The 22,184-nt window shown below is 59.0% G+C and carries 20 protein-coding genes; 10 read left to right on the top strand and 10 right to left on the bottom strand.

Features of this window, described 5'->3' with window-relative positions; translation table 11 throughout:
• Nucleotides 1-10: 10 nt before the first annotated feature.
• The gene (locus ACNA0I_RS22610; RefSeq protein ID WP_415808277.1) at nt 11-640 is read right to left on the bottom strand and encodes a cupin domain-containing protein; all 630 of its coding nucleotides are present in this window, start codon (nt 638-640) and stop codon (nt 11-13) included.
• A gap of 173 nt (nt 641-813) precedes the next feature.
• On the opposite strand from ACNA0I_RS22610, the gene ACNA0I_RS22615 reads away from it, so the two are divergent.
• From ACNA0I_RS22615 to ACNA0I_RS22630, 4 genes are read left to right on the top strand one after another with little or no spacing between them, the layout of a single operon-like run.
• On the top strand, nt 814-2,469 hold the full coding sequence (locus ACNA0I_RS22615; RefSeq protein ID WP_415808278.1) for an ABC transporter ATP-binding protein: 1,656 nt from the start codon (nt 814-816) through the stop codon (nt 2,467-2,469).
• Nucleotides 2,462-4,123: a peptide ABC transporter substrate-binding protein gene (locus ACNA0I_RS22620; RefSeq protein ID WP_415808279.1), complete on the top strand. Its 1,662-nt coding sequence runs from the start codon at nt 2,462-2,464 to the stop codon at nt 4,121-4,123. Before ACNA0I_RS22615 ends, ACNA0I_RS22620 begins: the two co-directional genes overlap by 8 nt.
• A gap of 46 nt (nt 4,124-4,169) precedes the next feature.
• Nucleotides 4,170-5,120: an ABC transporter permease gene (locus ACNA0I_RS22625; protein ID WP_415808280.1), complete on the top strand. Its 951-nt coding sequence runs from the start codon at nt 4,170-4,172 to the stop codon at nt 5,118-5,120.
• A 23-nt stretch (nt 5,121-5,143) separates the two neighbouring features.
• Entirely contained in the window at nt 5,144-6,022 is an 879-nt protein-coding gene (locus ACNA0I_RS22630; RefSeq protein WP_415808281.1) for an ABC transporter permease, read from the top strand.
• 6 nt (nt 6,023-6,028) lie between these two features.
• Here the strand turns inward: ACNA0I_RS22630 and ACNA0I_RS22635 are convergent, their stop codons facing one another.
• Nucleotides 6,029-6,910: a DUF2242 domain-containing protein gene (locus tag ACNA0I_RS22635; protein ID WP_415808282.1), complete on the bottom strand. Its 882-nt coding sequence runs from the start codon at nt 6,908-6,910 to the stop codon at nt 6,029-6,031.
• Nucleotides 6,911-7,179: 269 nt separating this feature from the next.
• Complete coding sequence (locus ACNA0I_RS22640; protein WP_415808283.1) at nt 7,180-7,860, bottom strand: S24 family peptidase; 681 nt, start codon at nt 7,858-7,860, stop codon at nt 7,180-7,182.
• Nucleotides 7,861-8,758: 898 nt separating this feature from the next.
• Here ACNA0I_RS22640 and ACNA0I_RS22645 point away from each other — a divergent pair.
• The 4 genes from ACNA0I_RS22645 to ACNA0I_RS22660 all read left to right on the top strand — a co-directional run bounded on the left by ACNA0I_RS22645 (nt 8,759) and on the right by ACNA0I_RS22660 (nt 11,056).
• Nucleotides 8,759-8,983 carry a hypothetical protein gene (locus tag ACNA0I_RS22645; protein WP_415808284.1) on the top strand — a complete coding sequence of 75 codons (225 nt, stop codon included), beginning with the start codon at nt 8,759-8,761 and terminating at the stop codon, nt 8,981-8,983.
• 223 nt (nt 8,984-9,206) lie between these two features.
• Entirely contained in the window at nt 9,207-9,419 is a 213-nt protein-coding gene (locus ACNA0I_RS22650) for a hypothetical protein (protein ID WP_094821683.1), read from the top strand.
• A 138-nt stretch (nt 9,420-9,557) separates the two neighbouring features.
• On the top strand, nt 9,558-10,664 hold the full coding sequence (locus ACNA0I_RS22655) for an AGE family epimerase/isomerase (RefSeq protein ID WP_415808285.1): 1,107 nt from the start codon (nt 9,558-9,560) through the stop codon (nt 10,662-10,664).
• Nucleotides 10,665-10,840: 176 nt separating this feature from the next.
• Nucleotides 10,841-11,056, top strand: coding sequence for a hypothetical protein (locus tag ACNA0I_RS22660; protein WP_415808286.1), 216 nt, complete (start codon nt 10,841-10,843; stop codon nt 11,054-11,056).
• A gap of 114 nt (nt 11,057-11,170) precedes the next feature.
• Here ACNA0I_RS22660 and ACNA0I_RS22665 read toward each other — a convergent pair whose 3' ends face one another.
• The 5 genes from ACNA0I_RS22665 to ACNA0I_RS22685 all read right to left on the bottom strand — a co-directional run bounded on the left by ACNA0I_RS22665 (nt 11,171) and on the right by ACNA0I_RS22685 (nt 19,200).
• On the bottom strand, nt 11,171-13,051 hold the full coding sequence (locus tag ACNA0I_RS22665) for an ABCB family ABC transporter ATP-binding protein/permease (RefSeq protein WP_415808287.1): 1,881 nt from the start codon (nt 13,049-13,051) through the stop codon (nt 11,171-11,173).
• A gap of 40 nt (nt 13,052-13,091) precedes the next feature.
• Nucleotides 13,092-13,295: a hypothetical protein gene (locus ACNA0I_RS22670; protein WP_415808288.1), complete on the bottom strand. Its 204-nt coding sequence runs from the start codon at nt 13,293-13,295 to the stop codon at nt 13,092-13,094.
• Nucleotides 13,292-14,464 (bottom strand): PepSY-associated TM helix domain-containing protein, encoded by a 1,173-nt coding sequence (locus tag ACNA0I_RS22675; protein WP_415808289.1) that lies wholly within the window; start codon nt 14,462-14,464, stop codon nt 13,292-13,294. The genes ACNA0I_RS22670 and ACNA0I_RS22675 overlap by 4 nt, the downstream gene beginning before the upstream one ends.
• Nucleotides 14,465-14,525: 61 nt before the next feature.
• Complete coding sequence (locus ACNA0I_RS22680) at nt 14,526-17,192, bottom strand: penicillin-binding protein 1A (protein WP_415808290.1); 2,667 nt, start codon at nt 17,190-17,192, stop codon at nt 14,526-14,528.
• Nucleotides 17,193-17,340: 148 nt separating this feature from the next.
• Nucleotides 17,341-19,200 (bottom strand): alpha/beta hydrolase family protein, encoded by a 1,860-nt coding sequence (locus tag ACNA0I_RS22685; RefSeq protein WP_415808291.1) that lies wholly within the window; start codon nt 19,198-19,200, stop codon nt 17,341-17,343.
• Nucleotides 19,201-19,333: 133 nt separating this feature from the next.
• On the opposite strand from ACNA0I_RS22685, the gene ACNA0I_RS22690 reads away from it, so the two are divergent.
• Nucleotides 19,334-19,771: a BPTD_2524 family lipoprotein gene (locus ACNA0I_RS22690; protein WP_415808292.1), complete on the top strand. Its 438-nt coding sequence runs from the start codon at nt 19,334-19,336 to the stop codon at nt 19,769-19,771.
• Between the two features lie 130 nt (nt 19,772-19,901).
• Here ACNA0I_RS22690 and ACNA0I_RS22695 read toward each other — a convergent pair whose 3' ends face one another.
• Nucleotides 19,902-20,315: a PaaI family thioesterase gene (locus ACNA0I_RS22695; RefSeq protein WP_415808293.1), complete on the bottom strand. Its 414-nt coding sequence runs from the start codon at nt 20,313-20,315 to the stop codon at nt 19,902-19,904.
• Between the two features lie 248 nt (nt 20,316-20,563).
• Between ACNA0I_RS22695 and dinB the strand changes: the two genes are divergently transcribed.
• Nucleotides 20,564-21,655: a DNA polymerase IV gene (gene dinB / locus ACNA0I_RS22700; protein ID WP_415808294.1), complete on the top strand. Its 1,092-nt coding sequence runs from the start codon at nt 20,564-20,566 to the stop codon at nt 21,653-21,655.
• A gap of 6 nt (nt 21,656-21,661) precedes the next feature.
• On the opposite strand, the gene ACNA0I_RS22705 is transcribed toward dinB, so the two are convergent.
• Nucleotides 21,662-22,126, bottom strand: coding sequence for a GatB/YqeY domain-containing protein (locus tag ACNA0I_RS22705; RefSeq protein ID WP_094821674.1), 465 nt, complete (start codon nt 22,124-22,126; stop codon nt 21,662-21,664).
• Nucleotides 22,127-22,184 lie beyond the last annotated feature (58 nt).

Genomic DNA, 22,184 nt, shown 5'->3' on the forward strand with positions numbered 1-22,184 from the left:
GAATAGGGGGCTAGAGGAAACGATCGAACTGGACTGCTCCGATGATCCACAGAACCTCAGTCGGAACATCGCTGGTGTTGCGCAGGGAATGCGGACGGTTGCTGTCAAAGACGAAGCTGTCACCGGTCTCCAACTCAGAGGCTTCATCATCGACGGTGAGAACCACCTTGCCTGACAGGACAAGGCCGCCTTTCTCTGCCGGATAGCTCAGGGCATGGCCGCCCGATTTACCGCCAGGCTCCAGCCGCAGGATCATGATCTGCAGGTTTTGCCGGTCAGGTGGCGTGAGGAGTTCTTTGTGCAGCATGCCCAGGTCGATGACTGGCCGCTGTGCACGGCGACGCACAAAAGAGGGTTCCCCCGTCTTGAGCGCCTCGCTTTTTGTTTCGCCAAATAATTCCTGCATGCTGATGTTCAGCGCCCTGCGCAGCGAGGTCAGCAGCCGCATCGAAGGGTTGGCGATACCGCGCTCGACCTGGCTGATCATTCCCATCGAGACCCCCGAGGCCTGAGCGAGGCTCTCGAGCGACATTCCCTTTTGCTTGCGCAGTTTTCGCAGATTGGCGCCGACATGAAACTCGGGCGCATCCGCATGATGGGCGGTGGCACGCTGATCTGCGTTTTTCCCGGATGCCGGCATCGAAATCCCCTATTGACAGGAAATGAGCGTTTAGCAAGATAATGAAGATATCTACCAGATTTTCAATATATCCTAAATTTTTACTAACACGCCATCACTATCACTACAGGGTAGGGGGATTTGTGGCTTCTATACCGGCAAGCAGTACAGCAGCCTCTGAGGCGACACTTTCGGTGCGCAATCTGACCGTCAGTCTGCCCGCTGGCATGGAACGCGCTCATGCCGTGGACGACATTTCATTCGATCTACTGAAAGGACAGATTCTTTGCATCATCGGGGAATCGGGCTCCGGCAAGTCCGTTACCGCCAATGCCATCATGGGCTTGCTGCCCAGGGTGATTCGTGTCACTGAGGGTTCGATCCTGCTGGGTGATACCGAGATCATCGATGCCGCACCCGAGCGGTTGCGCGACTTGCGTGGCCGCGTGGTTTCCATGATTTTTCAGGATCCGCTGTCGGCATTGAACCCTCTGATGACGGTAGGCGAGCAAATTACCGAGGCCCTGATGGCTCACGCCGTGGGCACCGCGGATAGTCGCAAGGAGCGCGCCCTCAAACTGTTGACCGAGGTCGGTTTGCCAGACCCGGCGTTGATGTTTCACCAGTATCCGTTCCGTCTGTCCGGCGGACAACGGCAACGGGTGATGATCGCGATCGCACTGGCGCTGGAGCCCGCCATCCTGATCGCGGACGAGCCGACGACTGCACTCGATGTGACCACGCAGGCGCAGATCCTGGACCTGATCCGCGATATCCAGCGTCGCAAAGGGATGAGTGTGATGTTCATCACCCATGACTTCGGTGTGGTTGCAGAGATCGCCGATAGCGTGGTGGTGATGGAAAAGGGAAAAATCGTCGAGCAAGGGCCTGCAGACCGGGTGCTAAAGACTCCAGAGCACCCCTACACCCAGCGTTTGATCGCCGCCGTCCCGCATCTGACCGGGACCGACCGCGTGCTGTCGCGCACGGCCGAAACGCCGATTCTGAAAGTCGAGAATCTGGTCAAGACCTATCGCAGTGGCAGCCGTCTGCTGCGCAGTGAACGCATCGTCAAGGCCGTCGACGATGTCTCTTTTGAGCTGAAACCCGGTCGCACGCTTGGCGTCGTGGGAGAAAGCGGTTCGGGGAAAACCTCGCTTGGGCGGTTGCTGATCAAGCTGATGGACAGCGATAGCGGCCGGATCTTCTTTGAGGGCGCGGATATCGCCCCGATGAGCGAGGACAAGTTTCGTGCGATGCGCCCAAAGATCCAGATGATTTTTCAGGATCCTTTCGCGTCGCTCAATCCGCGTTCGACCGTTGCACATATCCTGACCGTCGGACCGGTCGCGTATGGCATGCCCGTCGCGCAGGCCCGCGAACAAGCCAAAGCGCTGTTGTCGCACGTAGGCCTGGATGCGGGAGCTTTCGAGCGTTATCCGCATGAATTTTCTGGCGGTCAGCGTCAACGTATCGGCATCGCCCGCGCGTTGATGTTCAAACCCAAGCTGCTGGTGGCCGATGAGTCCGTCTCGGCACTCGATGTGTCGATTCAGGCGCAAATCCTGATGTTGCTCGATCAAGTGCAACGCGAGACCGGCGTATCGATGGTTTTTATCACCCATGATTTGCGCGTCGCCAGTCAGATTTGCGACGAGATCGTCGTGATGCAGAGGGGCAAGATCGTCGAGATGGGACCACCCTCGCAGATCTTTCTCAATCCCCAATCTGCCTATACCCGCGAGTTGGTGGCTGCCATTCCGGGCCAGGAGCCGGGCCAGCGGGAGCCGGTCACTGAAGACTTCAGCGCTAACCATGCCGTATTCCCACGGAGGAATTCCAATGACTGACACAACCACCTCGATGAGCCGTCGTTCCGCCCTGAAACTGATGGGGCTTGCTGGCGCGACGGGTTTGTTTGCAACGAATCTGCTGGGCAAGCCTGCTTTTGCCCAGACGCCGCCTGCCGCGCCGACAGGGCGAGTCATCGTTGGACTGTCGCAAGAGCCAACGGTGTTCAATCCGTTGATGTTGAAGATCGAAGTCGATGATGGTCTGCATTTTTCGGTGTTCGACGCGCTGTTTCGCACCATGCCGGATGGCTCGATTGTGCCCAACCTCGCGACAGAGGTGCCGAGCCAGGAAAACGGTGGGCTGTCTGCCGATGGTCTGCAATGGCGAGTGAAGCTGCGCGACGATGTGAAGTGGCATGACGGCACGCCCATGACAGCCGAGGATGTCAAATTCACCCTCGAGCTGATCGTCGATCCGAAATTCCGCAGTTGGCGCACCGCTGGGCACAATCTCGTGCAGGACATTACCGTCGTCTCTCCGACCGAATTGACCTGGAAGATGAAAGAGCCTTTCGCTCCGTATATGTCGTTCCTGACAGAGACGTTTATCGTTCCCAAGCATGTGCTGGAGAAAGAGGCCGACAAGAACACGGCTGCATTCAACCAAGCCCCGATCGGCACTGGCGCGTTCAAATGGGGCCGTCGCGTCGCAGGCGACCACGTCGAGTTGGTCGCTAATGCCAACTACCACGGCGAAGGGCCCTACATCGAGCAGCTGGTATTCAAATACATCCCCGATCTGACGGTGTTGTATACGCAGTTCAAGAGCGGCGATATTGATCTGGTGGGACGTCAATACATCACGCCCGATAACTACGCAGAGGCCAAAACGCTGAAAAACAGGGTCGTTGAACTGCAACCAGCGCCCACCGTTGAGCAGATCTATCTCAATCTGGAACGCCCGGTATTCAAGGAGCTCGCCGTTCGCCAGGCGATCTATGCCGCCATCGATAAACAAGCGATCATCGACGCGCTGTACTATGGCTTGCCCGAACCCGTCGAGTCTTATATGCCGCGCGGTTCGGTCTACTACAACCATGATTTGCCCAAACACGAATTCAGTCTCGATAAAGCCCGCAAGCTGCTCGATGATGCCGGCTGGGTAAAAGGCTCGGATGGCATTCGTGCCAAGAACGGCGTACGGCTCGCCTTCAGTTGCTCCACCACATCGGGCAATCACCTGCGCGAACAACTGCAGCAGTTCGTCCAGCAGACCATGAAGGAAATCGGCATCGAGATGAAGATCTCGAATCTGCCGGCGGCTGTGATCTGGGGAGATTTCTGGACGCTGTCGCAATATGACTCCGTCGTGGTGGGAATCAATTATCTGGTGGGCTCCGATCCCGATGTATTCAACCGGTTCCATACGGGTGCGATCCGCGCCAAGGGCGGGCGCGGCTCCAATACGGCGCAATACAGTAATCCGCGTGTAGACAAATTGCTGGAAGAGGGCGCCCGCACCTTTGATCAGAAGCGCCGCATTGAGATCTACAAGGAAATCCAGGCGCAGGTGCGTGCCGATCTGCCTTTTCTGCCGCTCTTCTCCGAAAACGTGGTCCGGGGACGGAAATCCGATATCCAGGGTACGGCCAGCAATAGCAATACGCGTACCGAGTCCTGGCATGCGGCTGGGTGGTTTCGGGGCGCTTGATGAGGCTCCTGGTAGTGCGTCTTTTGTAATCCGTCGTGAGGGATGAATGGCCGGATTTCTGCTTAATCGTTTGTGGCAAAGCATCATTTTGCTGTTGATCGTGTCGATCATCGGCTTTGGGGTGCTGAATATGATCCCTGGTGGCCCGCTGTCGCAATTCGCGCTCGATGCGAGTATGACGCAGGCGGATATCGATCGCCTGACGCGCCAGCTGGGCCTGGATCAGCCTTTGCCGCTGCGGTATCTCGATTGGGCTTGGCAGATGCTGCAGGGCGACTGGGGGCGCTCTTATCGTGATGGCACGCCGGTTCTGCAAGTCATCGCGCGCCATTTACCTGCGACGCTGTTGCTGATGGGAACGTCGACCGCCATTTCCATTGCCATTGGCACATGGATCGGTATCCGCGGGGCGACGCACCGCTATTCGGGCTTTGATTATGTTGCGACCATCGGCGCCATGGTGGCATTGTCGATCCCGACCTTTTGGTTCGGCTTGGTCGGGATTTATCTATTTTCGCTGAAACTCGGGTGGGTGCCCGCGGGCAATATGTACACCATCGGGGATCAGTCGTGGTTGAATTACCTGCATCACCTGGTGTTGCCGAGCCTCGTGCTGTCTCTGGTGCATGTCGCCACGTGGAGCCGCTACATGCGATCGGCCACGCTGGACGTGATCAATCAGGATTTCATTAAAACCGCTCGGGCCAAGGGGGTACCGGAGCGCCGCGTTCTGATGAAGCACGTGGTGGGCAATGCCTTGCTTCCCATGATTACGTTGGCGGGGATGCAATTGCCCACGATTCTGGGAGGCGCGTTGGTGACGGAGACGGTGTTCACCTGGCCCGGTATGGGGCGCTTGTTTCTCGATAGCCTTGGTTATAGCGATTATCCGGTCATCATGGGGCTGCTGATGCTGTCCGCCTTTTTGACCCTGCTTGGAAACCTCATCGCCGACATTATTGTCGCGACGGTTGACCCGCGTATCCGGCTTAGCTGAACCCATCCGCTCAGGACCTTGTCATGACTACTATCGCAGTCCCCTCAGACCGTACCCATTGGTGGCAGAGCCGAGCCGTGCGCAGGTTCGCGCGTCACCGGCTGGCGTTGGTGGGCATGGTAATGATTACGGTGTTGGTCCTGGCCTGCATCGTGGGGCCTCTGTTATTGCCGTATGACTCGCTCTATGTCGATCTACGCGCGCGTTTCGCACCACCTTTTTCGGGGCTGCATTTTCTGGGCACCGACCCGCTGGGACGCGATCAGACGGCCCGTTTATTGGAGGCCGGACGAATCTCGCTGCTGGTGGGATTCTCCGCAATGGTGCTGTCTACGATTATCGGCACGGCCGTGGGCGTGATCGCAGGCTATCGTGGCGGCCGGGTAGGGGCCGCGTTGATGCGGATGGTCGATGCTTTTTTGGCATTCCCGTCGATCTTTCTCGTGCTGGCGCTCGCCGCGTTGTTAAAGCCCAGCCCGACCATGATCACGGTGATCATAGCGATCACCAGTTGGATGGAAGTTGCGCGCATTGTCGAAGCCGAGGTGCGTTCGCTGCGTGAGCGGGAATTCGTGCAGGCGGGGCGGATGCTGGGCTTGAGCGGCACCCACATCATGTTTCGCGAGATCCTGCCCAACGTCGTGGGGCCGATTATTGTGGCCGCGACGCTCACCGTGGCGCGTGCGATCTTGCTTGAAGCCTATGTCAGTTTTCTCGGCTACGGGATCCAGCCGCCGTTGCCGAGTTGGGGCAACATGCTGAACGGAGCGCAACAATATCTGGCCAGTGCGCCTTGGCTGGCCATCGTGCCGGGGATAATGATCACGATGGCGGTTACCAGCTTCAACTTCATTGGCGACGGATTGCGCGACGCCTTGGACGTACGCAACGATCACATGTGAGTGTGGTCAGTTGCCACTGCCAGTGCCCGACGCCGGAGCCGTCGAAGCATCCGTGGGCGCAGGCTGCGCAGACGGGCTGGTTGCGCCGGATTTAGCAGGTTCGACTGCATTGGTATCGACAGGCGTTGTGGCCGATGGCAATGGCGATGATGTGGACGGCGTCGGGGCCGCGGGTTTTGCCGGCTGTGTCGGAGCGGGGGCGTTCGTTTGCGTTGGGGCTGTTTGGGGCGGCGTAACACGCAGACCTGGTTTGTCTATCTGCTGCTTCGCAGCTGCACCAGCCGCTTTGGGATTCTGTCCGGGCGTTGTGCCCGAATCGATTGCAGCTTTTGCTGACGTCAGATTCTGTTCCAATTGTTGAAAGAATCCTTCGTAGAACACGCCACGCGAGATGGTTTCGCTGGACGTTTTCACCAGCGAATCGTCGCTCGCGCCCAGTGGCATGGACACCGAACCCAGCACGCTCAGGCCCACGCTGGCCGAATTGCTCGACCGCTTCATCGTATACAGCTCACGCAGCGCGTTGGCATATACCGTGGCCTCGCCGGAACCGCTCGTCGTGCAATTTACGTTGAACAGAATCTGTCCATGTTGATTGTCGTTTTCTTTATCCTGGTAGTTCTTGTGCCCGCTGACCTGGTTGGGTTCGGCTTTGTCGATGATGTATCCCTGGCCCAGCAGTGCGCGCCGTCCGGCTTCGCACGCCGCTTGGCTGGACGTGCCTGCGAAGCGATGGGAATAGGTGGTTTCCTGCGTAAAGGAATCGCGCTCGTCGATGGTCGGGGTAGGCGCACAAGCTGCCAGCAGCACGACAGAGGCCAGCAAGCCCGCCCGCCCAGCGACTGACGAATATTGGGTGGATTTGAGGCGGAGAGGCGGAAAACGCATGGAGTTAAAACCCTGGCAGTGATGAAAATTCATTATTTCCGATCGCTGGACGCGCGCCTACGTCTAAAGGTGTACATGTCGCTATATTTGTTACCGCTCGCGGTGACTACCTGCGCGTCCGAAGGATGCAACGAGATGCTTAACGAGTAGTCGATTGAATCAGACCAATCCTGCCGTCTTGGGAGGGGGTTTCGATCTTGCGGGAGTCGTCAGACAGATGTATAGCCGCGATAATAGTGGGCACCGCGTGAACTTATCGAGCCGATGTTCTACAGATCAAACCCGCACCAAAACACCCGGCCGACGATACGGTCGTCGGGTTCAATCTGGATATCCGGGTAGTCGTCGGCTTGCGTGGCGTTGTGGGATCTGGCGTACCAGACACCTTTTTGTTTGATCAATTGCTTGACGTACAAGTGGCCGTCCAGCCACAGCACGTAGACTTTTTTGGATATGGGGTCGGTTTTTTTTTGATTTGCCAGAACAACTGCGCCGTCGATGATATGCAGGTCCAACATGGACGTGCCGTCAACGTGAAAGGCGAGGGTTTCTTCAGGGATGGCGTCGTGTTTTGTCAGCCAGTCGCGCCGAAACATCAGCGTCTTGGCGGCATCATCCGAAAAGACGAGTTTGCCCTTGCCGGCCGACGCCTTGGCATCCACCACCCGGATCGGTGTGTGATCGTCGGCGACAGGAGGCGGAGGATCTATATGTTTGGGTTTCGTGCCGTCAAACAACCATTTTGCACTCACGCGCATCAATGGTGCGATCTTCATGCAGGTGTCCATGTCTGCACCATTAGAGCCGTCAAACCAGAACGTGGCAGCTGCAGAAGTCATACCTGCCGCCTTCCACAAATCGGTTTTTGTCAGACGCGGTGCTTCCTCCGCTTTGCGGCGGTGGTTTTCCTCATTGAAGGCAGTTTGAATGCGGTCTTTGAACAGCAACATCTTAGTAGGCTAAACAAATTCAATCTTAGTTGGCTGTGATTTGGTTGCTAATACGCTATTAGTCAACTAAAATTTAAACATGGATGAACAGAAAACTGATGGTGACTTAATTGACGCGCTGGGCGGCACCAGTGAAGTTGCGCGTCTGTGCGACCTGACAACGGGGGCCGTGTCTCAATGGCGGAACAACGGTATCCCACGTGCATGGAAAAAATTCCTGAGGTTGGCAAAGCCCCGTATCTTCAAAGCGTGGGAGCGGGCTCGGTAGCATGCGTGCCAGGGTGATTGGAGGGGCTTTGTCATATGGGATCAGTCCGATTTTGTCGGTGCGATCGCGACCGAGACGAAGACGCCTGCGTCCAGGCATTATCTGCCCATTGCGAGCCACTACACGTCCGGTTTTGATCACCCAGCTGCGTGGTGGAAATCCGGTCACGGCGGCTTGCAGATTCTCTGCCGGCACGGAAAAGAAATCGGCACGATTACCCACGGCAATACCGTAGTCATTGATTCCTAACGCCTGCGCAGGAAGCCTGCTCCATGCACTACACAGCGCTGCCGTAGCGTCAGCCCAATGAAGAGCGCCCCAGCTCGAGATGAGTCTGGGGCGCTCCTACCAAGCTTCGTACGCATTGGGTATCAGAACACTTGGTGAATTCAATGTAGCGCTGCGATTTTGCGGATGCAAGCACTAAATTGTTTCCAGCGCGGGAAATCTTCTGTTGCCGGGCCGCCCCAAAACAAAAACGCCCCCTTGGGGGGCAGCAAGCCGAAGGCGCAGCGTGGGGGCCTTTTTTGGCGCAAAGGCAACAACGCATTCTGGCCGGGTTCCGGCTCGGCGCAGCGGGGCGCATGCTATCGTAGCCTCCGGTTTTGCACATCTATTCGGACACCCGTTATGCCGCGTATCAACGTTCAACAAGGCGAATTAGCCCAATGGTTACAATTCATCTCGGATGGTGAGGAGGCAGGGGTATCTCGAGATCAAATTCCGTCACATGTCGCCGAGGGTTTGTTGATTCTGCTGTGCATAAAAGAAACCGATCAGGGCAAGGTGATCCTGACCGACAAAGGGCGTCTGGCGCTACGCATGGAATCCCCCGGCGCAATACATCTCGGATAGTGCGCGCGTGCACTTTGCAATGCTTTGCATTTTTCGGCTGCAGAACTAGGGAATGTCCCAGGGGATTTGGTCACGTTTGCGACATGGTTTGAGTATCGCGGCCGACAACTAGTGGGTAAGATGAACTTGCGTGACAAAGACGTGTCCAACTTGCATCTGCATTGGATCCCGCTCTCTGTTGCGCGTGGATTCACGCGTTTGGATAACCGACTGGGAGGAAGCCATGCAGCATCAAGACCAGGAAGTGCTGATCGACGTATCCACAGCAGCCATGGATACCGGCGGGTACGGCGTACTGCTGACGGTAACGGCTGAGGGAGGCACCGAAGTCGATGCCGCCTTTTCCTATCTAGGTGTTTGTTCTTCATTGCACGAGGCGCGTGACCGCGCAGAGATCTTCGCCCAAAACTGGGTCGAGGAAAACATCGTTCGCTAACATGGGTAGGTGAAAACTTGATGCAGGTCGCGCGCGCCGAATGAGGTCGGAACGACGCCGGTTCTGGTGGTAGCATGATTCGGGTTATCGTCGTTACTTCGTCATTTTCGGCGCGCGCTGATTGCGCGCCATGTCCCGATGGCTATTTCTGTCCCTACTGATCTCGCGCGCACCGTTCAGGCGCTGCGACAGCATTTCAATGATGTGATTTTGCCCTTGTGGGCAGGCCGCGGCTTTAACGAACGCATGGATCTGCCTTACGAGGCATTGGCCGGCGATACCGGACTGCCGTTGCCCGTGCAGCGCTATCGTGCGATGGCGTGCGCGCGTCAGTTGTATGTCTATGCATGTGCCCCGGGTGCGGCGTATGCGCATCACGCGGATCGTCTATTCGATGCGCTGCTGCGGCATTTCCGCGATGACGTGCATGGCGGATGGCGCTATAGCATCGATGTCGAGGGACTGCCGTTGGATGATGCACAGGACCTGTATACACACGCGTTTGTGGTGTTTGCATGCGCCGCGTATTTCGAGCGCTCGCATCGGGCCGAGGCCAGACAAGCGATGCTGCAAACGGCGCAACAGATCGAAGCGCGATTTCGACGTGAGGATGGCCGCTATCACGCGTCGATGTCAGCGGATTGGCAGCAAGCGCTGGCCGGCCCGGCGCAAAATCCCGTCATGCATCTGACCGAAGCCTATCTGGCAGCGTCGCGCGTGGCGGAGCCCGCCTGGTTTGCGCAGACGTTGCGCGGCCTGGCGCAAAGTGTTGCGGATACTTTTTTGCATGCGCCGACCTTGTGTATTACTGAAGCGCCGTCCGGGCAAGCCGACAATCACATAGAGCCCGGACATCAGTTTGAATGGTTTGTTTTGCTCAATAGTGCACCGGCCGTGTTTGCCGATCTGGAACTGCCCCTGATGCTGCCGCGCGGTTGCGCCTGGGCACGAGAGCAAGGGGTCGCAGTCAGGACCGCTGGCGTGTGCGCCGCGCTGTACGAGGATGGCCGCATCAAGGACCCGACGGAACGCATCTGGGCGCAGGCCGAGTATGCGCGTTATCTGGCAGCGTCGGGAGAATGGGCCGAATTGACGCGGCAGTTGCAGCAGTTCCAGAGCCGCTTTCTGCATCCGGGTGGCTGGCGCGAATGTCTGGACGGCAGCGGCCGGCTCGCACGGGCGGATATGCCCTCGTCAACGCCTTATCACTTGGCTACGTGTTACGCGGCATTGCCTACCGTTTGAGGGGCAGGGGATGTTACGAGTTTGGCGTCGGCTGTCGATGGGGACGCTACAACAATGAGGTTTTTTTGCCGCAAAAACAGCCGCCAGGGCAGGATCTCCGGGGTCCAATCACGAATGAGATGTCAATAATTGGTGTAATCACTTACAATTTGCCAATTATCGTTCAGAGATTGGTCATGAGCATCATGTGTCCAGCGTGCCAGGCAATCATGCCAAGCGTACCGGGAACAGAACCCCACGGTGAGTTGGGGCATCAGGGCTTCATATACTCTACCCAAAGGGGGCGAGAGGGCAGTCGCGAGGATCGTTTCCGCTGCCTGGCTTGCGGGGCCAAGTGGCTGCGCGAGACCGACAAATGGGGCACTGATCTCGGATTCAAGCTGGCACCCTGACAGGGGCATGCAGTGTGGTCTTGACGCGATCGAGCACGATTGCGGTCCCGACCCATTTCGCGTTCGGATTATCGTGAAAGAGGCGCTGCGTTTTTGCCTTTGGCGAATCTACAGTCACTGGCGCATCGGGTTACCTGACTCTGCCGAGTCATCGTCTGCATCACCGCCTCGATCAACATCCTCCACGGCGGCGCTGCTTCCTTGGGCCTGCTGTCTGCGCCACATGGCTGCATAGATCCCATCGCGCATGAGCAGCGCCGTATGGTGGCCTTGCTCCACAATCTGCCCATCGCTCAACACAATGATCTCGTCGGCATCGGCGACCGTAGACAGCCGATGCGCAATGATCAGCGTAGTACGTCCCTGGCTGACCTCACGTAAGTTGGCCTGTATTTCCCGCTCGGTATGCGTATCCAGTGCACTGGTCGCCTCGTCAAAGAGAAAGATCGAGGGATTTTTCAGCAAGGTGCGCGCGATCGCGACGCGTTGTTTCTCACCCCCCGACAATTTCAAGCCGCGTTCGCCCACCAGCGTTTGATAACCGTCCGGCATAGCCATGATCAGTTCGTGAATATGTGCCAAGCGGCCTGCGGCATGAACGTCCGCCTCGGTTGCATCGGGACGGCCATAAGCAATGTTGTAGTGAATCGTGTCGTTAAACAGCACGGTATCTTGCGGCACGACGCCAATCGCTGCGCGCAAGCTGCTTTGTGTGACCTCTCGAATGTCTTGCCCGTCAATCAGAATGGCACCTGCCTGCGCATCATAAAAGCGGAATAGCAGTCGGGCCAACGTCGATTTTCCGGCTCCGGACGTGCCCACCACTGCCAGCGTACGGCCAGCGGGAATCGTAAAGCTGACGCCTTGCAAAATCGGGCGGCGCGGATCGTAGCCAAACGCGACGTCGCGAAACTCGATACGGGCCCCAGACAACTGCAATGTGCCAGCGTCGGGTGGATCGCTGATCTCGCGATGTTGATCCAGGAGCTCGAACATGCGCTCCATGTCGATAAGCGACTGTTTGATTTCGCGATAGACAAAGCCAAAGAAGTTCAGCGGACCATACAATTGCAATAGATAGGTATTGACCAATACGAAGTCGCCCAGCGTGTAGCGGCCGTCGGCAATGCCGCGTGCCGCCATCCACATGACAAGTGTCAGCCCCACGGAAATGATGGCCGCCTGGCCGACATTCAGAATGGAGAGACTGACTTGGCTACGCACGGCAGCCTGTTCGTAGCGTGTCAGCGATGCATCGTAGCGGCGAGCTTCGTGTTCCTCATTGCCGAAATATTTGACGGTTTCGTAGTTCAGCAGGCTTTCGACAGATTTGGTGTTGGCCTCGGAATCCGTTTCGTTCATCAAGCGGCGGAACTTGGTGCGCCATTCGGTCACGACCAAGGTATAGGCCAGGTACAGCACGATCGTCACGATAGTTGCTGTCGCGAGCCAGATATCAAAGAGTTTCCAGAGCACCCCGCAGACCAGCGCAATCTCGAAAAAGGTGGGCAGGATGTTGAATAGCGTGAAAGACAGCAGGGTCTGGATGCCCTTGGTGCCTCGCTCGATGACACGTGTCAGTCCCCCTGTCTGCCGCGACAGATGAAAGCGTAGCGAGAGAGCATGAAGATGGCGAAAAATCTGCAAACCCACGGCGCGGATCGCATGCTGGCCGACGCGGGCAAACACGGCATCGCGTAACTCGGAGAACAGCAGGGACAGCACGCGAGCGGCACCGTAGGCCAGAATAAGGCCCACCGGGACGACGACAGCGGCACCCGCCGTATTTTTGCTGAGTTCATCGATGGCCGATGCATAGAGCATCGGCACATAGACGATGGCGAGTTTGGCCGCCAGCAGGCAGAGCATGGCGACGACCACGCGCACCTTGAGCCCCGGCCGGTCTTTGGGCCACAAATAGGGCAGCAAGGTGCGCAGCGTGCTCAGGCCGCCGCGAGGCGGAGAAGCGGGAGAACCGGGTTTTACAGTGGCCATTGGGGGGCGTAGCGGGTGGCCTGGACAGGCCACGCCGATCTCAGCGCCGGGCAGTCGAGCCCGCTGGGTTTGCCGGGAAGCACCAGTACTTGACGATGACCACCAGTAGAATCGCGAGCGAGATCCACGAGGCCCAGTGCCATAGGCCGGTACCCAGCAGGGCCGCCAGCAGTCCGAAGACGCTGAGCACGCCCAGCACAATGGGCGCACCCCATACGAATAAAAAGCGGCTGCGTGAACTCATGCGGGGGTTTGTTGCGGTTTGAGTTGTTGATGACGCCGGACGAGCTCTGCGATGCGAGCGTTGTTTGCCTTGCGGCGAGCGATCCAGAGATACAGGCCGCTACCCAGCACCACGATGGTGATGAGGTCGAGCAGGGTCCACAAAATTTTCAGCGGCATGCCGCCATAGTCGCCAAAGTGCAGGGGGCGCGAGACTTCGAGGGCCGTCAGGTACCAAGGCATGCGCGCCACGGCGCTGAGATCACCGCTGACGCCGTCCACCAGCACGGGCGTATTCAGTTTCGAGGTCAGAGGGGTGTCGCCCTTTAGCCAGACAATATAATGATGCGGGCTGCCGTAGGCATTGCCGGGATAGGCGATGAACGAGACTTCGCGTCCTGGCAGGGCTTTGATTGCCGTGTCGGCGGCGTTTTGCACAGAGGCCAGGTCCTTGGGCACGCTGCGGCCCTGATAGGGCTCCAGAATGCGCGGCAGTTCGGAGGCTTGCCACATACGGAACAGGGGCGTGGACAGTTCATTGATCACGCCCGTCACGCCGACGACAAAGGCCCAGACGAGCGTGACGATACCCAATAGATTATGCAGATCCAGCCATTTCAGGCGAGTCGAGCGTGCGGCACGTACGGTGCCGAACTCCACTTTTTTCATAAAGGGGCCGTAGAGGACGACGCCTGAGACGATGGCGACCACGAAAAGCAGGCCCATGAATCCCAGGAACAATTCGCCAGGCAGCCCCGCGAACAGGTCTACGTGCAGCGCCAGCATGATGCCCATGAACGAGAAACGATCCTCGGAATAGGGCGGCGCATCATGCAGGACTTCGGCGGTGCGCAGATCGACACGCACGGCGTGGCCTTTTTCTACCGCAGTGCCCAGCTCGGGGGCAAAGCCTACGTAGACCTGGGGCTCGTGATCGTCCAGATAGACGTAGTCGACGTACTCGTCAGGATATAACGCCTTGGCCGTGGCGACGATTTTGTCCAGGCTGGCGGGCGGCGTGCCCTCGGGCAAGGTCGCGACGGGTTTGCCTTCGTCGAACAGGTGCTCGATTTCGTGATGAAAAATCAGCGGCAGCCCGGTCAGGCAGATGATCAGCAGGAATACAGTACAGACAAGGCTGGTCCATTTATGGACCAGATACCAGGTTTTGATCGTGGTGGCGGCAGTCATGGTCGTTGCGGAACAGAGTTGACCTAGTTCGCAACGATATCACGAATAATATTTATTCCTATCAATATCCTGTGGCAGGCTGGGGATTTGCCGGTGGCGGAGCCAGCGGAATGGGAATGGCCAGTGCGGCATCGTGTTGGCCTGACGAGGTGCCGCCAGGCGTGACTGGTGCGCGGTTGGCGGTCGAGCCCACTGTGTCAGGACCGGTTTGCCGGGGGGCCGGGGACGGGCTGGGGGTTGCCACGACCGGAGCACCCGGCATGGGCAGATTCCCCTGGCTCAGCGGCGCAGCCGGGCTCGCCGGAGCAGGCAGGCTGCCGCCGCCGGGGGCGTTCAGCGGACGCACTTGCGTCGGGGCGCCATCGCTGGGCCGCATGTTATTGAGGAAGTCGGTCAACTGATCGCCGGTGGGCAGATCCAGCGAAGCGATAGCCTGGCCGGGCGGGAATTCCGAGTAATAGTATTCGCCGTTATCGACCAGCAAGCCGTCGGGACGGGGGCGCTGTGGTTGTTCGGGCACGCCTTTGAGCACGGGCTGCATGTAGTCCAGCCAGGTCGACAGCGCCAGGCCGCTGCCGAACGCATTGGTGCCCAGCGACTGCGGTTGATCGAAGCCCATCCAGACGGCGGTGGCCAGTGCTGGGGTGTAGCCTGCAAACCAGACGTCGACCGCGTCATTGGTGGTGCCGGTCTTGCCCGCGACGTCGCTGCGTTTGAGTGTGCGCTTGGCACGCGCCGCCGTGCCGCTGGTGGCCACGCCACGCAACATGTCGTCCATGACCCACGCGGTACGCGGATCGATGGTGCGAGCGGCCTCGTCGCCCGCTACGACCGGTTGGGCCTGCATCAGGACATTGCCCGAGCGGTCCATGACTTTGTCGATCAGATAGGGCGGCACGTGGTATCCGCCATTGGCGAAGACTGCATAGGCGTCAGCGACCTGCAATGGCGTTGCGCCGCCTGCGCCCAAGGCCATCGGCAATACCGCAGGCCAACGATCTTTCTGGAATCCGAAACGCGTCAGGTAATCCTGGGCGTATTGCGGCGTGATGGCCTGCAGGATGCGGATGGACACCATGTTTTTGGACCGATACAGGCCCTGGCGCATGGTTTGCATCGGCTGATAGTCATTTCCGTCGTTCTTGGGCGTCCAGGGACGAGAGCCGGTCTGTTCTACCGACAGCGTAAAGGGCTGATCCGATATCTGCGTGGCGGGCGTCATACCGCGCTCGAGCGAGGCCGCGTAGATGAACGGCTTGATGGTCGAGCCAGGCTGGCGCCATGCCTGCGTTGCACGGTTGAAGCTGCCGCTATAGAAATCGAAGCCGCCGATCAGGGCGCGGATGGCGCCGTCTTTCGGGGCCAACGAGACCAACGCGGCTTGCAGCGTCGGCATATTCAGGATTTCCCATTGATCACCGTTTTTATGCAGACGCACGACCGAGCCGCGCTGAATGCGCTGCGTTTCGCTGGCCTGCGGATTGAGGGCCCGCGCCACGATGGCCAGGGCCTTTTTATCGGAGATGGTGATGATCTCTTTGGCGCTGCGCGCCACTTTGACCTCGGTGGGACTGGCCGAAAGCACCACGGCGGTCAGCAGATCGCTGCTGTCGGGCGTTTCGTCTTGGACGCCATCGAGGATTTCTTCGAAGGCTTGCGGATCCTGTTCGATGCCGGCGGGCAGGTCGATCTGGTCTTCGGGGCCCGGGTACGCGGCGCGGCGGGTGTAGTCCAGGACGCCCATGCGCACGGCCTGATAGGCCGCCTGTTGGGCTTTTGAGTCGATGGTCGTGTAGACATCGATGCCGCGTGTGTATGTGCCGTCCTGGAACAGGCCGTACATGATCTGGCGCACCAGTTCCGCCGGATATTCGCCGTGGACTGTGAAGTCGCCGCTTTGGTCGCCTGCGCCGCCGCGAATCTGCAGCGGCTGCTCGCGGGCAGCTTGGGCTTGTTCCGGGGTCAGATAGCCCAGCGCTTGCATCCGTCCCAGCACGTAATGTTGACGGACGACGGCGCGATCGAGGTTCGTGATGGGGTTGGAGCGCGAGGGGGCTTTGGGAATCCCTGCCAACAAGGCGGCCTCGGCCGGGGTGACTTCCGCCAGCGGCTTGCCCAGATACGTGCGCGAGGCGGCCTCGAAGCCATAAGCGCGGTGACCCAGGTAAATCTGGTTCATGTAGAGCTCCAGGATCTGGTCCTTGGTCAGCTCGGATTCAATCTTGAAGGTCAGCAGCAGCTCGTAGAATTTGCGCAGATAGGTCTTGTCGGACGACAGATAGAAATTGCGCGCGGCCTGCATGGTGATGGTGCTGGCGCCCTGGCTTTTCGACATATGGACCAGATTGGTCAGCATGGCGCGCGCCATACCCATCCAATCGATACCGCCGTGGGAGTAGAAGTCGTCGTCCTCGGCAGCCAGCATGGCTTGTTTCATCACCAGCGGAATGTCGTCAAAGGGCACGACGTTGCGGTGTTCCTGGCCAAATTCGCCGATCAGGACGTGATCGGCGGTGTAAATACGCAGCGGCACGCTGGGCCGGTAGTCGGTCATGGCGTGCAGCGGCGGCAGATTGGGCCAGGTCAGCGCGACGGCGAGGCCCACAAGCACCGCGCCGCACACGCCCAGGCCCGCCACGCCGACTGCCGCCTGGGCCACGATACGTTTGCGCAGAAACTGCTTGATGCCCCGACGGGGGGCCGAATTCGATTTTTCAGGGGTATTCATTTGCTGCTGATTCTAGGCCAGAACCAGATAGACACGCCCTCGGCGGATTAGGTTTCCGTAACCAATCGTGGCAAAGGGCGATTTATTCGCCCCGGGGCGGGGCGGTGTTGAGACTATTTTATCGGGGATCGTCCCTGTTTTGGATGATTCAGGGTTTGAGATGTGCGACGAAAAACGCCTCCATGGCCTCATAAAACTCGAATTTGTTCTCGTCGTTGTGGAAACCGTGGCCCTCGTTGTCCTTGACGAGGTATTGCACTTCGACACCACGTTCGCGTAGCGCTTGTACCACTTGATCGCTTTCGGCCTTGTTGACCCGCGGATCCTGGGCGCCCTGGGCGATCAAGAGCGGTGTCCGGATGCGATCGACGTGCAGCGCAGGCGAGGTCGCCGCCAGGCGTTCCTGATCGTGCTCCGGGTGGCCGACCATGTCGTACATTTTGGCCAACAGGGGTTTCCAATAGGGCGGGATGGTGTTCATGAAGGTGAACAGGTTGGACACGCCCACGTAGTCCACCGCAGCGGCATAGAGATCGGGGGTAAAGGTGATGCCGGCGAGCGTGGCATAGCCACCGTAGCTGCCGCCATAGATGCCGATGCGCGCGGGATCGGCAATACCCTGGTCGATGAGCCAGCGTACGCCGTCAGTGATGTCGTCCTGCATGGCCAGGCCCCATTGACCGAAACTGGCTTCCCAGAAATGGCGGCCATAGCCCGTGGATCCACGGAAATTCATCTGCAAGACGCAGAATCCGCGGTTAGCCAGAAACTGGATCTCGGGGTTGTAGCCCCACCCGTCGCGCGCCCACGGACCGCCGTGCGGATTGATGATGCAGGGCAGGCCTTTCGGGTCGCGGCCGGCCGGCAGCGTCAGATAGCCGTGAATTTCCAGGCCGTCGCGGCTGGTGTAGCGGATGGGCTGCACCGGCGACATCTCCGCCTCGGGAATGGACGGGTTGATATCCGCGAGCTTGTGCAGCGCGCCCGTTGCCGTCTGGAACAGATAGCGCGCGCCTGGCGTGCGGTCGTTGTAGGCCGCAACGATGAAGGTGTCCTCATTGCGATTCAGCCCCTGGATGGCCAGGTCGTAGCCGGGCAGCAGGTTTTCCAATTGCTGGTATAGCGCCTCGGTCTCCGCGTCGAAATAGTGACGGCGCGGTTTGTCGGTTTGATAGGCGGCGACAGTCAGGACGTGGCGCTTGCGGGAATAGCCGGCGGCATCGAGGTCGACCTCGTCGGTGGCGAATATCAGTTCCTCGTGATCGGGCGTGGCCGGGTCGATGATGACTAGCGCCAGCTTGTCGCGGCCACGATTGCTCAGGGCGTAGAACTTGCGATCATCAAAGGTGAAAAATGCCGGGCTGACGGTGGTGCGGTAGTCGGTGGTGATCAGCGGTTTGAAAGGCGCAGCCTCGTCGTCACGATAGAGCAGGGTCGTGTCCAGCCCATCACTGGTGATGGCCGCGCGGACTTTACCGGCGTGATCGGTTTGCCAGCCTACGACATTGCCGGGGTTTTGCGCGACGAGGACTGCTGCGCCGGTGTGGACGTTGACGCGATAGACGTCGAATACCTGCGGATCGCGCTGGTTGTGGCTGATCAGGACATGGTCCGGATCGTCGGGCAGATCGTCTTCGATGCCGGCCCGGACGTTTTCGTAGGGGGTCAGGTCGTGGGCTACACCGGTTTGCGCGTTGACGGCCAGGACGTGGAAATTTTCGTCTCCGCCGAAATCTTTCTGATACAGGACGATGTCGTCGCCTTTCCAGAAGAAATTGCTGATATCGCGGGCGGTTTCGCTGGTCAATCTGCGCGGTTCGCCCACGGGCTGGGCGTTTTGCAGGGCTTGCACAAAAATATTCATGCGGGCCGGCTGACCGTCCAGCGCCACAGGCTGCATGAACCCGAGTGTCTTGCCGTCGTCGGCCAGGCGGAAATAGCCACGGTCGGGGTTACGGAAAAAGTCTTTCAGGGGGTATTTTTGGGGCAACTGCGTGGTGTGAGGCAAAATCGGTCTCCTGGGCGGCATTCGGGCCGGCGGGGTTTACCTATTGATCATGCCATAGGGGGCAGGGTTCCGTCGAACCGTGGGACGTGTGCGCTGGTTTGCGGGATAATCGCGGCTGGTTATTGGAGTGAACATGATCAGAATTGCAGTGGCGGCGCTCGCCGTGGCCGGCCTGGCGGGCTGCTCGACCGGGATTTCATCGGGCGGAAATATGCCGTCGGATAGTTTGACGGTGCAGTCGGATTACCGTTCGACATACGAGGCGGCGACGGCGCAGGCCGAGCGGTGCCTGCGCGGGACCGGGGCGTATACCGTGCATGGCACGGTGGACGATGCGAGCCGCAGCGCATTGATGCGGGTCGAGGCGCCGTTTACGGGTGACGACGTGGCGCGGGTGAAAATCACCGGCCAGGGCGATCGTGAGTCGCAGGTGGACATCCTGATGTGGGGGCGCGGCATCTGGAACGAGAACGCTGTCCGCGCCATGCGTGCGGCGGTGATTTACCAGGTACCGTCGTGCACGACGTATATGCCCAAGGATCCGCCTGCGGAGCAAAAGTCCCGAAAATAAGGGCAGCAGGCAGTGCGACAGCGAATGATTCGCTGTCGTTTTGACTGCGGTCGTGGCTATGCTGAGGTAGAGGCCGGGTGGGCTGGCATGAGGCCATTTCACCGCTTGCCGCGTCGCTCAGCCATGCTGGTCAGTCACTGCCGGGCCGGCGTTTGATGACTTTGAAGGTAGCCGAGGCTTTGGCGACGATCTGACCCTCGGCATTGAGGATTTCGCCTTCACAGAAGGCGATCGATGTGCCCAGGCGCAGACAGCGGGCTTCGATGACCAGGTCGCTGTTGCCGGGAGACATGAAACTGGTGGTCATGTCGATGGTGGCCATGCCCAGCTCGGGGTCGCCACCACGAGCGGCGGCGCTGAGCGTGAAATCGAGCACGCTCATGAGCGTACCGCCATGAATATCGCCGCGGCTATTGGTCAGATCCTCACGCCAGGGCAGTCGCGTACGCGCATGGCCAGGGCCGATGCTTTCTGGAATCACACCCATCAGGTGCATCAAAGGAATCGTCAGGCCAAAATAGTCAGTCGTGGCAGGCGTGGTCATGGATACGAGAAGATCAGCAAAATTGTTAAAAGCGCGATGCGATAGCGCGTCATAATATTCTTTTTTTTGATTGCGCTGCCGGCGGGCGTGACGATTATCGGTCTGCTTGCCTGGGGGCACTAGCGTAATTTTGTCCGCACGGTGGTCATCCGCATGCGGTAGCCAGCGTGATACCTGCTTATTAGCGGGTCCGCGCGTTGCCGCGAGTGTGATGCCGGTTTCCCGGCAGATTGTTATCTCCATTTGTCATGCTTTCGTTTTCGCGCAAGATCGTACATGTAGACATGGATGCGTTTTATGCATCGGTGGAGCAGCGCGATAACCCATCGCTGCGCGGATTGCCCGTGGTCGTTGCGTGGGAAGGACCGCGTTCGGTGGTCTGTGCGGCCTCGTACGAGGCGCGGCGGTTCGGGGTGCATTCGGCCATGTCGGTGGCCCGCGCGCAGCGGCTTTGCCCCAATGCCATTTACGTGCCGCCCGATTTCAATCGATATCGCGAAGTCTCTCGCCAGGTGCGACAGGTTTTTGCGCGCCATACCGATTTGATCGAGCCGTTGTCGTTGGATGAGGCTTATCTGGATGTGACGGTAAACAAGCTGGGTCTGGCATCGGCGACGGAGGTTGCGCGTGTGATCCGCAGCGAGATCTTGCAGGAGACGCGTTTGACGGCCTCTGCGGGCGTTGCACCCAATAAATTCCTGGCCAAAATTGCCTCTGACTGGAATAAGCCCGACGGTCTGTTCGTGATCAAACCATCGCAGGTGCTCGCGTTTCTGCAGCCGTTGCCGGTGCGCAAAGTGCCTGGGGTGGGCAAGGTTATGCAGGGCAAGCTTGACGCGCTGGGCGTGCAGACTGTGGGCGATTTATCGCGTTTTACTGCGGTCGAGCTCGAGCATCATTTTGGGCGCTATGGGGTGCGATTGCACGAGCTGTCACAAGGCATCGACAATCGCGCTGTGCAACCTGATGCGCCATTGCAGCAGATATCGGCGGAAACGACGCTGATGGTGGATCAGCCGATCGAGGCATTGGATGAGGTGCTGGGGCGTCTGGCGATCAAGGTCTGGGATCAGGGACTGAAAAAGGGCGCGATCGGCCGCACGGTAGTCCTGAAGCTGAAGACAGATCGTTTTCGTATCGTGACGCGCACGTTGACACTGACGCGCGCGCCAACCTCGGCCCACGATCTCGCGATGGTTGCTCAGCAGCTCTGCCTGCGTGTGGATTTGCCCGGCACGACCCGATATCGCTTGGCAGGTGTGGGTATGAGCAATTTTGAGGATGTTGCCGAACAAGCCCGACAGGCAGATCTGGATTTGTTCGGCGAGGCGGCTTGCTGAACAGGGTCAGCCGTTCAGGCGCTGTTTGACCTGTTGCGATACTTCGGACATGTCGGCTTTGCCGGCCAGTGCGGGCTTGAGAATGGCCATGACCTTGCCCATGGCAGCACCGCCGCTCAGGCCCTGTGCCGCGACTTCTGCGAGGGCGGCGTCCACTGCCGCAGCGATTTCCTCGGGGGAGGCTGCTTGCGGTAGGAATTCACGCAGCACATCCAGCTCGGCGGTTTCCTGTGCCGCGGTTTCCAATCGGCCGGCTTGCTCGAACGCGGCAATCGATTCGCGGCGTTGTTTTACCTGCTTCTCGATGATCGCCGTGATGTCTGCATCGCTCAGTTCTTTGCGTTCGTCGACTTCTTTCTGTTTGACCGCGGCAACGAGAAAACGCAGCGTGGACAAGCGCTGGGCGTCACGGGCGCGCATGGCTTCTTTGACGGCGTCGGTTAGGCGGGTTTTGAGCGTAGTGGTGCTCATTGGGAAACCTTTGTTTTAGATACGGAGGGGGAGGGGTAAGTGTAAACCGGGCTTGGGG

It is taken from the genome of Bordetella muralis, from assembly GCF_965139205.1.
In the GTDB taxonomy this organism is placed as follows: Bacteria; Pseudomonadota; Gammaproteobacteria; order Burkholderiales; family Burkholderiaceae_B; genus Bordetella_A; species Bordetella_A muralis.

What these genes read in the sequence shown, in the direction of transcription:
- ACNA0I_RS22610 (WP_415808277.1), bottom strand. Translation starts at nt 640, where the DNA reads ATGCCGGCATCCGGGAAAAACGCAGATCAGCGTGCCACCGCCCATCAT.
- ACNA0I_RS22620 (WP_415808279.1), top strand. Translation starts at nt 2,462, where the DNA reads ATGACTGACACAACCACCTCGATGAGCCGTCGTTCCGCCCTGAAACTG.
- ACNA0I_RS22625 (WP_415808280.1), top strand. Translation starts at nt 4,170, where the DNA reads ATGGCCGGATTTCTGCTTAATCGTTTGTGGCAAAGCATCATTTTGCTG.
- ACNA0I_RS22630 (WP_415808281.1), top strand. Translation starts at nt 5,144, where the DNA reads ATGACTACTATCGCAGTCCCCTCAGACCGTACCCATTGGTGGCAGAGC.
- ACNA0I_RS22635 (WP_415808282.1), bottom strand. Translation starts at nt 6,910, where the DNA reads ATGCGTTTTCCGCCTCTCCGCCTCAAATCCACCCAATATTCGTCAGTC.
- ACNA0I_RS22640 (WP_415808283.1), bottom strand. Translation starts at nt 7,860, where the DNA reads ATGTTGCTGTTCAAAGACCGCATTCAAACTGCCTTCAATGAGGAAAAC.
- ACNA0I_RS22645 (WP_415808284.1), top strand. Translation starts at nt 8,759, where the DNA reads ATGCCGCGTATCAACGTTCAACAAGGCGAATTAGCCCAATGGTTACAA.
- ACNA0I_RS22650 (WP_094821683.1), top strand. Translation starts at nt 9,207, where the DNA reads ATGCAGCATCAAGACCAGGAAGTGCTGATCGACGTATCCACAGCAGCC.
- ACNA0I_RS22655 (WP_415808285.1), top strand. Translation starts at nt 9,558, where the DNA reads ATGGCTATTTCTGTCCCTACTGATCTCGCGCGCACCGTTCAGGCGCTG.
- ACNA0I_RS22660 (WP_415808286.1), top strand. Translation starts at nt 10,841, where the DNA reads ATGAGCATCATGTGTCCAGCGTGCCAGGCAATCATGCCAAGCGTACCG.
- ACNA0I_RS22665 (WP_415808287.1), bottom strand. Translation starts at nt 13,051, where the DNA reads ATGGCCACTGTAAAACCCGGTTCTCCCGCTTCTCCGCCTCGCGGCGGC.
- ACNA0I_RS22670 (WP_415808288.1), bottom strand. Translation starts at nt 13,295, where the DNA reads ATGAGTTCACGCAGCCGCTTTTTATTCGTATGGGGTGCGCCCATTGTG.
- ACNA0I_RS22675 (WP_415808289.1), bottom strand. Translation starts at nt 14,464, where the DNA reads ATGACTGCCGCCACCACGATCAAAACCTGGTATCTGGTCCATAAATGG.
- ACNA0I_RS22680 (WP_415808290.1), bottom strand. Translation starts at nt 17,192, where the DNA reads ATGAATACCCCTGAAAAATCGAATTCGGCCCCCCGTCGGGGCATCAAG.
- ACNA0I_RS22690 (WP_415808292.1), top strand. Translation starts at nt 19,334, where the DNA reads ATGATCAGAATTGCAGTGGCGGCGCTCGCCGTGGCCGGCCTGGCGGGC.
- ACNA0I_RS22695 (WP_415808293.1), bottom strand. Translation starts at nt 20,315, where the DNA reads ATGACCACGCCTGCCACGACTGACTATTTTGGCCTGACGATTCCTTTG.
- dinB (WP_415808294.1), top strand. Translation starts at nt 20,564, where the DNA reads ATGCTTTCGTTTTCGCGCAAGATCGTACATGTAGACATGGATGCGTTT.
- ACNA0I_RS22705 (WP_094821674.1), bottom strand. Translation starts at nt 22,126, where the DNA reads ATGAGCACCACTACGCTCAAAACCCGCCTAACCGACGCCGTCAAAGAA.